Consider the following 12,238-nt stretch of genomic DNA (forward strand, 5'->3'; position numbering starts at 1 on the left):
GTCAGACGGCCAGTTTCAGGAGATAGTGTATGTTGATACTAAATGGTTTTTCATCTGCCACTTTAGCGCTGATCACTCCCCCTTCCCTGCCAAAAGGGGGCAAGGCGCTGAGTCAGTCAGGCCCTGACGGCCTAGCCAGTATAACGCTGCCTCTGCCCATCAGCGCCGAACGCGGCTTTGCGCCTGCGCTGGCGCTGCACTACAGCAGCGGTGGCGGCAATGGCCCCTTCGGCGTGGGCTGGTCCTGCGCGACAATGAGCATTGCCCGCAGCACCAGCCATGGCGTGCCGCAGTATAACGACAGCGATGAGTTTCTGGGGCCGGACGGAGAAGTGCTGGTTCAAACGCTCAGCACCGGTGATGCCCCCAATCCCGTCACCTGCTTCGCGTACGGTGACGTATCGTTCCCGCAAAGCTACACGGTGACCCGCTATCAGCCCCGCACGGAGAGCAGTTTTTATCGCCTGGAGTACTGGGTGGGCAACAGCAACGGCGATGATTTCTGGTTACTGCATGACAGTAACGGCATCCTGCACCTGCTGGGGAAAACCGCCGCAGCACGCCTCAGCGATCCGCAGGCCGCCTCTCATACGGCGCAATGGCTGGTTGAGGAGTCGGTGACCCCTGCCGGCGAGCATATCTATTACTCCTACTTGGCGGAGAACGGTGACAATGTGGACCTCAATGGGAACGAGGCCGGACGCGATCGCAGCGCCATGCGCTATCTCAGCAAGGTACAGTATGGCAACGCGACCCCCGCCGCCGATCTGTACCTCTGGACTAGCGCCACACCCGCGGTACAGTGGCTGTTCACCCTAGTGTTTGACTACGGCGAACGTGGTGTAGATCCACAGGTACCGCCTGCATTCACTGCTCAGAACAGCTGGCTCGCCCGCCAGGATCCCTTCTCCCTGTATAACTACGGCTTTGAGATCCGCCTCCATCGCCTGTGCCGCCAAGTCCTGATGTTCCACCACTTTCCTGATGAACTGGGTGAAGCCGATACGCTGGTTTCCCGTCTGCTGCTGGAGTATGACGAAAATCCGATACTGACACAGCTTTGCGCTGCTCGGACGCTGGCCTATGAAGGCGACGGTTATAGAAGAGCTCCTGTCAACAATATGATGCCACCGCCACCGCCTCCTCCGATGATGGGAGGTAATTCATCTCGACCAAAATCAAAATGGGCGATTGTAGAGGAATCAAAGCAGATTCAAGCTCTGAGGTACTATTCAGCTCAAGGGTACAGTGTGATTAATAAATATTTACGTGGGGATGATTATCCTGAAACACAGGCAAAAGAAACTCTGCTCTCCAGAGACTATCTTTCCACAAATGAACCCAGTGATGAGGAGTTTAAAAATGCCATGTCAGTTTATATAAATGATATTGCGGAGGGATTAAGTTCACTTCCCGAAACAGATCACAGAGTCGTATACCGGGGCCTGAAGCTTGATAAGCCCGCATTATCGGATGTGCTGAAGGAATACACTACTATAGGTAATATAATAATAGATAAAGCTTTTATGAGTACATCGCCAGATAAGGCATGGATAAATGACACTATTCTCAACATATACCTAGAAAAAGGACATAAAGGTAGAATACTCGGAGATGTTGCACATTTTAAGGGAGAGGCAGAGATGCTTTTCCCTCCAAATACTAAACTCAAAATCGAAAGCATTGTAAATTGTGGATCCCAAGACTTTGCAAGCCAGCTTAGTAAGCTGAGATTAAGTGATGATGCAACTGCTGACACAAACAGGATAAAAAGAATAATAAACATGAGGGTACTCAACTCATAGATACTAAGAATCTATTCCAGAAGTGGTATGAGCGGCCTAGCTCTATAAGGGGTTATACTCCGGAACCCCAGATTTTTCCGTCACCCTAGGCCCGCAAAGTAGTGCATCTAAACTTTTGCCATTACCCTTCTTTAACTTTCTGCTCGGAACGGACCGAAATATCATTTTTTCGCCTGATAAAAAATGAGGTTTTCTGGATAACTAATCGTTTTATTAAAAAAAACTGAGAATTTATATCTAATAATATGGCGATATATCCATATCGCAAAGGAGATTTCCCATGCCCATAAATAGGCCTAATCTAAATCTACACATCCCTCCTTTGAATATTGTAGCTGCTTATGATGGGGCGGAAATACCATCTACAAATAAGCACCTGAAAAATAATTTCAACTCCTTGCACAACCAAATGCGGAAGATGCCGGTATCCCACTTTAAAGAGGCGCTGGATGTGCCTGACTATTCAGGGATGCGCCAGAGTGGTTTCTTTGCTATGAGCCAAGGTTTTCAGCTGAATAACCATGGTTACGATGTTTTCATCCATGCTCGTCGAGAATCACCTCAGTCTCTGGGCAAATTTGCCGGTGACAAGTTCCACATCAGTGTGCTCAGGGATATGGTGCCACAAGCATTTCAAGCGCTGTCCGGATTGCTGTTTTCAGAGGACAGTCCGGTAGATAAGTGGAAAGTGACCGATATGGAGAAGGTCGTTCAACAAGCCCGTGTTAGCCTGGGCGCTCAGTTCACGTTGTATATAAAACCAGACCAGGAAAATTCGCAGTACAGTGCGTCGTTTCTCCACAAGACACGGCAATTTATAGAGTGTCTGGAATCCAGACTATCCGAAAATGGGGTTATTTCAGGACAGTGTCCTGAGTCAGACGTTCATCCTGAAAATTGGAAATATCTCAGTTATCGTAATGAACTACGAAGTGGGCGTGATGGTGGTGAAATGCAGAGACAGGCTTTACGTGAGGAACCGTTTTATCGTTTGATGACAGAGTAAGTATGGGTTTGGGGAGCAACGGAACAGTAAACGCCGTTAAACAGCTATTTTAAATGCTCATTAATTTATTAATCAATAAATTACAAATTTTCATTGAAGGCTCCCCCCTTACTGACGAATTCCGGCACCGTAAAGGAATAACGCTCATGCATATTGATATGTCCGCACTGTAATGGTGAAAATTACATAAGCAAGAGCGTTTTTTGAAAAATATTATATTTAATGTTTTGTAATATGCATTTTATTGAGGTAGTGTAACTATGAGAGTTTCTGGTAGTGCGTCATCCCAAGATATAATATCACGTATAAATTCAAAAAATATCAATAATAATGATTCAAATGATGTCAAGAGAATTAAAGATGCGCTTTGTATTGAATCAAAAGAGAGAATTTTGTATCCACAAAATTTGAGTCGAGATAATTTAAAACAAATGGCTAGATATGTAAATAATACATACGTCCATTACTCTGGGAACTGCGTTTTATTATCAGCGTGTTTACATTATAACATACATCACCGACAGGATATATTAAGTTCGAAGAACACTGCCTCTCCTACAGTGGGATTAGACAGCGCCATTGTTGATAAAATCATTTTTGGTCATGAGCTTAACCAATCATATTGTTTAAATTCCATCGAGGAGGTGGAAAAAGAAATATTAAACCGTTATGACATTAAGAGGGAAAGTTCTTTTATCATTAGCGCAGAGAACTACATAGCTCCAATAATTGGCGAATGTAGACATGATTTCAACGCTGTGGTTATCTGTGAATATGATAAAAAACCATATGTACAATTCATTGATTCTTGGAAAACATCCAACATACTTCCTAGCTTACAAGAAATAAAAAAACACTTCTCATCATCAGGGGAATTTTATGTCAGGGCTTATGATGAAAAACACGATTGATAACTTTTTTAAATATTCATTTTATGAATAGTAAGTTAATAGAGAGCCTTAGCAAGATCCGCTGTAAACCCTCGCCCAATGCGGGCGGGGATATAAGGCGAAAAGCCCGAAGGGCTTTAGGGCAGGCTACTCCGGCGTATTCTGTCTGAGCACGTATGCTTTAAGCGTTTCTATCGTGGCACCACCGGCGCTACAGGCAAAGTAAGAACGAGACCACAGCAGCCCGGTTTTGCTCTGCATCCGCAAGTGGGTATTCTGCTGACGGAGAAGCCGCGACGATACCGACTTTAAATTATTTACCATCACGCTGACCCCCAGTTTTAGCGGATACGCTATCAGCAGATGGACGTGATCTTGTTCACCATCCATCTCGATAATTTCGCACTCCAACTTTGCCGCAGCCGAACCAAAAGCATCACGTAACTGAGCGATAATCTGCCCGTCAAACAGCTTGCAGCGGTATTTTGTCGTAAAGATTAAATGCACAACCAGCTTACTTACACTATGCCGTTTACGAAGAAAGCCTTCCAGTGATTCGTGGTGATTACTCAATTGAATTTTTCACTTAACATGTTAAAATAAATACAATATATTAATGAGCGCTGAATATGTTAAGAGCCACGAAAGTATGCATATATCCGACACCGGAACAGGCGGAGCACCTTAACGCCCAGTTCGGTGCAGTCCGTTTTGTGTACAGCAAATCTCTGCATATCAAGAAACACGCTTATCAACGACACGGCGTAAGTTTAACCCCGCGTAAAGACATTAAACCGCTTCTGGCTGTAGCGAAAAAATTCCGTAAATTCCGTAAATACGCATGGCTAAAGGAATATGACTCTATTGCGTTGCAACAGGCGGTGATCAATCTCGATGTTGCCTTTTCCAACTGCTTCAATCCGAAGCTAAAAGCCCGCTTCCCTATGTTCAAGCGCAAACACGGCAAGCTGTTGGGGTAAAAGTGCTGGATGGTGCGGTCAGAATCCCGAAAATCCAGGTGATTGAAGCACAATTGCATCGTGAAATTACTGGCACGTCACCTCCTGCTTACGGTACTCGAGGATAATGTCATTGTTACGGTCAGTCAGGTCGTAGCGGCTGCCCGCCAGGCTGCGCAGGGGCCCACGGCATCCGGATCCAGCTGGCTGCGCAGGCTGTCACCAATGCGGTAACTCGCTTCTGCCCCGAAGCGGGTGTCATGCTCCCCGGCCTTGCCGGCGCGCTGCTCCGCGCTGAGCTTCAGCAGCGGCACCGGAGTCCAGCTGACCCCGGCGGTCAGGGCGTGCGGGTTCTTCTGCCGCTCATCCTTCCCGAACAGGCCCACTTCATTTCCGTAATACTGCTCATACACCATCTTCGCCCCGAGCTGCGGGTACGACGGCAGGTAGCCTTCAGCACGCAGGTCCCAGCCGCTGGCCGGACGCTCTTCGTAGTCCTCCACATCCGGGGAGGTTTTCCAGCCGGTCAGGCCGACATAGGCGTTGGCGGAAAGCTTAAGGAGGTCGCGCCAGTATTCTCCGCCGAAGCCGGCGCGGGCGTGGTCGCGGGAGAGGTCATAGTCGAGGAAGATGTTCGCCCCGAGCATGTCAGACGGCCGGAAGTGACGGTAACCATCCCGGCGGCGGCCTGACCGTCCGGATGGCTGGCGAGGAAGCTGCCGGCCTGTGAGGCCATGCCGACCATCTGCTGCGCCTGCGCGTCCTCATTTTCCCGGTCAGCAGCAAACGGACCGCGGGCGTCATGGCGGTTATTGTCACCTTTCCCGCCGGTCAGCGGGACCGCCGGCACGTCAAGCTCGTCGCCGGCCTGCAGGTGGTCAAAGCCGCGGGCGAAAGTGCGGAGCCCGTTCAGTTTTTTCAGCTGTGGGACGGTCAGGCCGTGCGCCTGCGCCACCGTCTCCCCCTTTTTCAGGGTATAAGGCACGGTCCGGATCCCGGCGAGGGCGGCATCCCGGTCGGCAGAGAACGGGCTCTGCCCGATCCGGGACGCGATGTCCGCCCGGGCCGTCATGGCCGGCGTGAGCGTTAAAACCAGCGGTGTGGTGGCCTGCATCCACAATGTGGCCCAGGTACACCCCGTCCACGCCGGGGAGTACAGGAGGATAATTTCATAGTGTCATGTCCGTATAATGAGAACGGTGTGTTACCGGAAGGTGCACGGGGTGATGTGCAGAAACGTTGTGGCTACCGGCGCCGGTCGTCCGGCTGCTGAAAAAGGGCGGCGACCCCGGGTGGAGCATCATGCTGTAGTGCGCCGCAGGGTCAGGCAGGCCGATCACCGGATTGGCCAGCAGCTCCAGGCGGTTCAGCGCGCTGCGGCGATGGCCGTAAAAGGTTTTGGGGCTGATGCCGAGCCGGGCGCCGTGCGCGCGGAGAGGCCGGCGAGCGTGGCACACAGCGCCTGTCGCTCGCGCAGGGAGAGACTCTCCGTCGTCGCCTGCCGCCAGCCCCGCGCACGGCGCAGCCAGCTGCTGACCGCGGCCTTCAGCTGAGTCGCGGAGGCGGTGCGCGGCAGCAGGCAGTCCGGCCTGAGACCGAGGGTGTTCAGGAAGACAGCCTGTCCTCCTGAGCCCAGCAGCGCCAGTTTCAGGGACAGTGATGTCCTGGCGTGATGGCAGGCCGGGACCAGCGATGCCAGCATGCCGGGAGAGGCCGCCAGCAGCACATGGCTGCCTGCCGGCGGCGCGGTCTGTAACCACCGGGCAACACTCATGTTCACGGGGTCCAGATGTGCGAGCAGGCGCGTCAACGCCAGGCGGGTAAACTGACAGTCACTGACGATAATCAGCATGATGCCTCCCGGACCGGGCAGGCTGCCTGCCAGGCGGCTAGTTTTGCCGTATCACCGCCGGCCGGGCGGGACAGCAGCCAGTGCGCCATCTGGCGGTCATACTGCCGGTCACTCACCTTCCCGCCCGGCCGGTCTGTCCGCTGCCGGCGGATGGTGTCCGGGCGGGATTCCACTGCCCGGATACGCACCACGAGCTGGGCGCGGCCTCCCCGCACGGGGTGCAGGCGGGAATCAAAGCAAATGTCGTCGTCATTGTGACGGTTACAGATGTAATTGAGGATACCGCTGGCACGGCGGGGCTCAATGCTGAACGCCTCGCTGACGTCATCGCGGGTAAACTCCCGGCCCAGAAACAGCCCCCACCAGGCCACGGCCCGGTACAGGGACAGGGTGCCCAGATGGCGGATGCCCGGGGGCATGTAAAACCCTTCATGGTTGCTCTGCCTGCCGGCAACGGTCCGGAATAACAACGGCTGGTTCATAGAAATGACTCCTGTGCGCATAACTTAACCAAAGGCCGGCTGGCTTTTTTGCGTCAGCCGGAAATGAAACAGCCCGAAGGGCATCGGGGCGCCGCAGTGCCAGCCCTGCAGGTAATCGCCGCCTGCGCCGGGGTCTCGATACCTTCGGCAATGACCCGGGCCCCCTAGCACCGGGCCAGACTGACGGTGCGCGCAATCATCCGATCAGCCACCGTGCTGGCGGGACCGGCATGACCGGTGCCGAAGTCGTCCACGGCGAACCGCAGCCCCCCGGCGGCAAGCTGGCGGAATACCGCCGCCTGAGGAAAGGCGCGGATATCTTCCCGCTCGGTGATTTCAAAGACGGGGGTCATGCCGGCCTGCTCCAGCCGGATGCTGAGGGCCAGCAGGTGCGGACGGAAAAGCGGCGTCATAACCAGGCTCAGGCTGAGATTCAGCGTCATCATCAGCCTGCGGCCGGCACTGCGGGCAAGGTCCTGCCCGTCCCCGCAGACCTCGTCGGCCAGTCCGCGCAGCAGCGCTCCGCCGAGGCCGGTGGCTTCAATGGCGGGAATAAAGTTCCCGGCGCTCAGCAGGCCCTTCTGCGGATGCAGCCAGCGGGCCAGCATTTCGCAGCCCACCACCTCCCCTCCTGTGGCGCAGACAATGGGCTGATAAAACGGCGTAAACTCCCGGTTCCGGATGGCCTGTTGCAGGCGAAAGGCTGAAAAATGCATACACGTCTCTATGAACCTCCTTTGAGCATAGCCACTGCATCAGCACCCGGCATCTGAAACTGCACCCGGTGTCGTGCGGCAACATCAAGCGCAAACACTTTCGTGTACACTTCCGTCGAGCTCACCGATTTGTGTCCCATCAGCGCCTGCAGCACCTTCAGCGGTATGCCGGCGTACAGCATGTGCATCGCATAGGAGTGGCGGAATGTATGGGGTGTCACCGGGACTGAGAACGTCACGTCGTCAGCCGCTGCGGCCTCAACCGCCTCCCCAATCCAAGTACGGACCGTCCGGTCGGTGATCTCCCAGAGGCGCGCCTTTTCCGTTCTGCCGGTACGTCTGTTACGACGCTCCAGCGGGATTTTCAGCGTGGCCACCATCATCTGCAGTTCGCTGACATACTGGTTATCAGAAAGCGGCACCAGGCGGTGGGGCTGGCTGCCGGACGGCATCCGTCCTGCCGTTCTGGCCGCCTTTTCCGCCCGCTGTTTCAGAGTGGCCAGCTGCACAAACGGATAAGGTGGTGCCAGCGAAAAGTCTCCCCGTGTCAGGGCCAGCGCCTCGTTAATCCGTGCGCCGGTATTCCATAGAGTGGCCAGCAGCATCCTGCGATGCAGATCAGGGACGTAGTGGAGCAGGGCACTTACCTCCGGTGCCAGCAGATATTTCGGGTAGTCGTCATGCTGCATTGCCATCTGGCGCAGTGCGAGGGCCGCCGGGTAATCAATGGCCACCGGCAGCAGGGCGGACGCTGCCTGCGTACAGACAGCAGGTAACGGTGGCTGACTCATGTCCTCTCTCCGTTAAGTGAAATATTCCGGGACATCATGTTTTTTCCCCGGAGTCATCTCTGGTTTCAGTCTGAACCCTGTATAAAGGATACCAGTCGCCGCTGTGACGGTTCTGCCGTTCGGCCACCGGTGTCATGGCCGCAATCGTGGCACGTGAGTAACCCGCTTTCAGCAGCGCCGTACGGGTCAGCAATTGTTTTCCCGGATCGGTCGCGGGCGTGGCGAGCCGTAGCGGATAGAGTGCGCGCAGCCGTTCCGCTTCTGAAGCGTGATACAGTGGCCAGCCCTGACGACGTCCGACATAGGCCGCGCAGGCGCGAAGTTCGTTACGAAACCAGGTGTCGGCCGGAAACCAGCTCGCCGGATGCAAATCCGCAGGTATATCCCGGGAGCCGGCGTACACCGTCGTGAACCGCTCTTCCGGCGTCAGCAGGGACACAGATTTTCCGAAAAAGACCTGTGCAAACTGTTCTGTCGTCTCCCTGACCGGCAGGGCATCCGATGCCGGACTGAGACCGGTGGATTCAGTATCCGGACAGATGCGTGACCGTGTCATGAGGTGGTGTTCTCCCTGTCAGTACGCAGTCGCCAGACCGTCCCGCCGAACTCCGTTCCCCCGAGGGTCTGTGTCCAGGTTTCCTCGCAGACCAGCCACTTCTGTACCACCGCAAAATCCACATGACAGAGTGGGGTATCCCCGCGTTCACCGGGGGTTTCCAGCACAAGCCCGTCCGGAACGATCGGAGAGGGCGTACCCGCCAGTCTGGCGGAGCGGCGCCAGAAACTCCGCACACAGCCGCCCTGACGTAGACTACTGAGCAGCACCTGTTCGCTGACACGCATATCAGATCCCCCGGAACATCAGGTTAATGGCGTTTTTGATATCGTTCTCCCGGAGGCTGAGATCGGCCACCTCTTCCCCGATGACGGTGGCCGGCACACTGGTCATATCCGTGGTCAGCAGGCGGTAAGGCTCATCCCCGATATGCATCACCGGGTAAAGATCGCGGGGAACCTTTTCCGACAGCAGACGGGCGCTGACCAGCGGGACAGCCATCCGCCGTTCGGGGGTGTCAATGATGTCGCTCTGCACGTCCACAAACAGCCGGTAGCGACTCTCCCTTTTACAGGTGTAAACCTTAAACTGCATATCACCAGTTCCTGTTGTCGTCAGCAAACGATCCGTTAGCCTCTATAAAGCTGGCCACCTCAGCCATACCTTCCCGATTTTCTTCCTGCCAGCGTTCGGCTCGCAGACGGCGGGCTTCGTTCTGCATGGTCGTACTGACCAGACCGGAGATATTCACGTCGTATGCCTTGAGCAGCTGATAGCTGTCGCTGTCCACTGTCACTGTAATTCGCTGCTTCATGATTCACCTCTTTTTTACATACTTCAGGTATGCAATTAAGTATACATTCCGATGAAGCAAAAATCTGCCACGCATTGTGAATACTGTTAACCAGCTTATAGTGACTGAGTTAACTGTTCGCCGCCATTATCTACATATCTCTTATATGTATTTTCTCGTGCATTTTACTGATGCATGTTTTCAATCCTTAAAACGCATACTGTTATCACGCTATTAGTAAATAACTCATCTTTTTCATAATGAAACTTTAACCACATGCAATTACAATCCAACTTATAAAAACGTAACGGAATTACAGGACGGCTATTTTCAGGTGATCCGATTTTTTGTCTATTCACGACTTTCCGGAAGTGTACCACGGTCAGGGAATAAGCAAAGCGGTCTTTTCTGCCCTGCGCGCCGGGTCACAGGGAAGGGGTATAACACAACATCTGGTAGCAACAGCAGATGACTGAGCCGCTACATCTTGTGTTACCGGGTCGCGGCGCACCGGTGAGGATAAAGAAGATCCGGGACTACCTTTTTCCGGATCTCAGGTGACAGAGGAAGATACAAAATACATGAACCACAGAACAAAACATAAATCAATACATGAAATTGAAGTTAGCACTTTTTGCAAAAAAATATAGCACAAATTGCTAAAGTGGGTTATATTTCATCCGTCGTCCACATCACGTGGCCATTCCACCTACTTATAAGGAGATTTTTATGAACACAGCATTACTCGTTCCATTTATCTCAACTGCATTATCCGGAGTGGGCGTTTATACCCGCTATTACTTTAAGAAATATCAGGCTTCCAGGGATCTGTGCCAAAAGGTCCACAGAATGATGGTAAATACACTGACCGATACCGCGAGGTTATTCAGCCGGAGCGCCCCCGCGCAGGCGCTTAAATCAGAACTGAGAATCATGCAGCAGAAACTCTCTCAGGAGACTCAAAAACTGGATAAAATGACGACACGCCTTCCGTTAAAGCGTCTGCAACGGGAACAACGTCATATTTTGAGGCATGCAAAGTGGTTGTTAGGTTATCTCGATTCGCATCTGGTAGATAATGAAGGGAAATTTTTTCTGTTCCTGCATGACTTGGCGACGGATAGCGATGATAAAGTCCTGGATTTCCTGACGTCATTACATGACACAAAGAGATTCAGAAATCGCCGTCTGCAAACTGGATCAACTACCTGTCCCTGAGAGGGGACAGGTAAACGTAAATATATAACCGGTATTAAAAGAGTTATTTGGACATCATATATGGCTTACGTCTGGCCTCTTCTAATTCATGCAGTTCACGTACCTGAGCCATTTTCTCTGCTGTAGGCTCAGGTTAATTTTCAAAAGATGCCTCAAAACGTTTTCCAACTGACTGCAGGGAAACGCTGTCTGTTCTGGCAGTCTTAAGATTGGTATAAACAAGGCGCGCAAGAGGCTTGGTTAATTCCTTCTCTTCCATAAATTGCCTGAAAATCCAGAAATAAATATTAACCAGTTCTAACCCTGCGCTTTGCGTACCCGACTGGAAAATAAGTGGTTCAGCTGGCATGTTTGTCATATTCATGACGAGCAATCCTGGTCCAGGTTCCCACGGTTGTTCGCGAATATTGAAATAAAGCTCGTTTAGTTCCCGTTAGGAGGAATTAAACTGTAACTGCTGATCCACAATGATGGTTCCGGCAGATGGATGCTGAATTTCAGAAACAGGGACTCACCGGCCTGACAGAAACAGATCTGCAGGCCGTTGTAACTCCCGGGGAGACACTCCGGTTACTGCCGGCACTGGCGCGGTTGCTGCATGTTTTGCGAGAAAACCAGAGGCCTTCTCCCTCTCAGCAGCTTCATACGAAGAAGATACTTCCTCAGCTTTGAAAACACTGCTGGTCCGTACAGGATTCACAATACACCAGATAAGAGAAATGCGACTTCACCTTATTCGCTGGCAATTAATAAGTCAGGAAGAGTTTGACCGGGAATAAGCCCGGGAACCGGCGAGGAAGCGCAAAAAAACAGAAGTTAAAGGAAGCAGATACGCACTGGAGTCACAGCAAGTGATTATTGAAAAACTATACGAATCACCTTGTCGGTCAGCAGGTTATCCACATATACAGTCACTCGATCCAGTAATAAGATCCTTACAACGATCCCTGTTAGATCAAAAGAAGATCCCGACTCTTCTAAAGGCCGCGTCAGTACTGGGCCTGGAGGATGATCACCTAAACTGTAGCATGTTAATCATAAGCTGTAACTGGTAAACAATAAGCTGTATTATGCAAAGGATATACTGTAATGAGTTAGTAATATAAACTACAGTGAGTATGTTCCCCTGAAACTTCTTCAGGGCTGTGTATAAGCTGAAGCCAGTTGTTT

15 protein-coding genes and 3 pseudogenes are annotated in these 12,238 nt (G+C 52.3%); 6 read left to right on the forward strand and 12 right to left on the reverse strand.

Going from position 1 to position 12,238, the window contains the following annotated elements:
• Positions 1–29 precede the first annotated feature (29 nt).
• The 3 genes from spvB (at position 30) to spvD (ending at position 3,722) form a co-directional block, all read left to right on the forward strand.
• A complete protein-coding gene (gene spvB / locus ACLJRU_RS21550) occupies positions 30–1,805 on the forward strand; it encodes an SPI-2 type III secretion system effector NAD(+)--protein-arginine ADP-ribosyltransferase SpvB (RefSeq protein ID WP_079961211.1) in 1,776 nt (591 codons plus the stop codon).
• Between the two features lie 280 nt (positions 1,806–2,085).
• The gene (gene spvC / locus ACLJRU_RS21555) at positions 2,086–2,811 is read left to right on the forward strand and encodes a type III secretion system effector phosphothreonine lyase SpvC (protein WP_079961210.1); all 726 of its coding nucleotides are present in this window, start codon (positions 2,086–2,088) and stop codon (positions 2,809–2,811) included.
• Positions 2,812–3,071: 260 nt separating this feature from the next.
• Positions 3,072–3,722: an SPI-2 type III secretion system effector cysteine hydrolase SpvD gene (spvD, locus tag ACLJRU_RS21560; RefSeq protein ID WP_001541540.1), complete on the forward strand. Its 651-nt coding sequence runs from the start codon at positions 3,072–3,074 to the stop codon at positions 3,720–3,722.
• 126 nt (positions 3,723–3,848) lie between these two features.
• Here the strand turns inward: spvD and tnpA are convergent, their stop codons facing one another.
• Positions 3,849–4,274, reverse strand: coding sequence for an IS200/IS605 family transposase (gene tnpA, locus ACLJRU_RS21565; RefSeq protein WP_000064919.1), 426 nt, complete (start codon positions 4,272–4,274; stop codon positions 3,849–3,851).
• A gap of 56 nt (positions 4,275–4,330) precedes the next feature.
• Between tnpA and ACLJRU_RS21570 the strand changes: the two genes are divergently transcribed.
• Positions 4,331–4,681, forward strand: coding sequence for a helix-turn-helix domain-containing protein (locus tag ACLJRU_RS21570; RefSeq protein WP_001541541.1), 351 nt, complete (start codon positions 4,331–4,333; stop codon positions 4,679–4,681).
• 66 nt (positions 4,682–4,747) lie between these two features.
• Here ACLJRU_RS21570 and ACLJRU_RS21575 read toward each other — a convergent pair.
• From ACLJRU_RS21575 to ccdA, 10 genes and pseudogenes are all read right to left on the reverse strand, one after another.
• Positions 4,748–5,292 (reverse strand): annotated as a pseudogene (locus ACLJRU_RS21575) (inverse autotransporter beta domain-containing protein).
• Entirely contained in the window at positions 5,187–5,774 is a 588-nt protein-coding gene (locus ACLJRU_RS21580; RefSeq protein ID WP_001541543.1) for a LysM peptidoglycan-binding domain-containing protein, read from the reverse strand. The pseudogene ACLJRU_RS21575 and the gene ACLJRU_RS21580 overlap by 106 nt, the downstream one beginning before the upstream one ends.
• Positions 5,775–6,026: 252 nt before the next feature.
• On the reverse strand, positions 6,027–6,512 hold the full coding sequence (locus ACLJRU_RS21585; protein WP_000905606.1) for a membrane protein: 486 nt from the start codon (positions 6,510–6,512) through the stop codon (positions 6,027–6,029).
• On the reverse strand, positions 6,506–7,015 hold the full coding sequence (locus ACLJRU_RS21590; protein WP_001541544.1) for a CaiF/GrlA family transcriptional regulator: 510 nt from the start codon (positions 7,013–7,015) through the stop codon (positions 6,506–6,508). Before ACLJRU_RS21590 ends, ACLJRU_RS21585 begins: the two co-directional genes overlap by 7 nt.
• Before the next feature lie 143 nt (positions 7,016–7,158).
• Complete coding sequence (locus ACLJRU_RS21595; protein ID WP_000545754.1) at positions 7,159–7,710, reverse strand: EAL domain-containing protein; 552 nt, start codon at positions 7,708–7,710, stop codon at positions 7,159–7,161.
• An 8-nt stretch (positions 7,711–7,718) separates the two neighbouring features.
• Positions 7,719–8,501, reverse strand: a complete 783-nt coding sequence (locus ACLJRU_RS21600) for a site-specific integrase (protein WP_000082169.1) — start codon at positions 8,499–8,501, stop codon at positions 7,719–7,721.
• A gap of 34 nt (positions 8,502–8,535) precedes the next feature.
• Positions 8,536–9,057, reverse strand: a complete 522-nt coding sequence (locus ACLJRU_RS21605; RefSeq protein ID WP_000198608.1) for a hypothetical protein — start codon at positions 9,055–9,057, stop codon at positions 8,536–8,538.
• Complete coding sequence (locus ACLJRU_RS21610; RefSeq protein WP_001266176.1) at positions 9,054–9,344, reverse strand: hypothetical protein; 291 nt, start codon at positions 9,342–9,344, stop codon at positions 9,054–9,056. The genes ACLJRU_RS21605 and ACLJRU_RS21610 overlap by 4 nt, the downstream gene beginning before the upstream one ends.
• 1 nt (position 9,345) lies before the next feature.
• The gene (ccdB, locus tag ACLJRU_RS21615) at positions 9,346–9,651 is read right to left on the reverse strand and encodes a type II toxin-antitoxin system toxin CcdB (RefSeq protein WP_001541545.1); all 306 of its coding nucleotides are present in this window, start codon (positions 9,649–9,651) and stop codon (positions 9,346–9,348) included.
• A 1-nt stretch (position 9,652) separates the two neighbouring features.
• Complete coding sequence (gene ccdA / locus ACLJRU_RS21620) at positions 9,653–9,871, reverse strand: type II toxin-antitoxin system antitoxin CcdA (protein ID WP_000813641.1); 219 nt, start codon at positions 9,869–9,871, stop codon at positions 9,653–9,655.
• 675 nt (positions 9,872–10,546) lie between these two features.
• On the opposite strand from ccdA, the gene ACLJRU_RS21625 reads away from it, so the two are divergent.
• The gene (locus ACLJRU_RS21625) at positions 10,547–11,068 is read left to right on the forward strand and encodes a hypothetical protein (protein ID WP_079961209.1); all 522 of its coding nucleotides are present in this window, start codon (positions 10,547–10,549) and stop codon (positions 11,066–11,068) included.
• 43 nt (positions 11,069–11,111) lie between these two features.
• Here the strand turns inward: ACLJRU_RS21625 and ACLJRU_RS21630 are convergent.
• A pseudogene (locus ACLJRU_RS21630) lies at positions 11,112–11,540 on the reverse strand (hypothetical protein); the annotation flags it as partial.
• Between the two features lie 11 nt (positions 11,541–11,551).
• Between ACLJRU_RS21630 and ACLJRU_RS21635 the strand changes: the two are divergent.
• Positions 11,552–11,847 (forward strand): annotated as a pseudogene (locus ACLJRU_RS21635) (cytoplasmic protein).
• Positions 11,848–12,238 lie beyond the last annotated feature (391 nt).

Source organism: Salmonella sp. SAL00653 (genome assembly GCF_046552515.1).
Lineage (GTDB): Bacteria > Pseudomonadota > Gammaproteobacteria > Enterobacterales > Enterobacteriaceae > Salmonella > Salmonella enterica.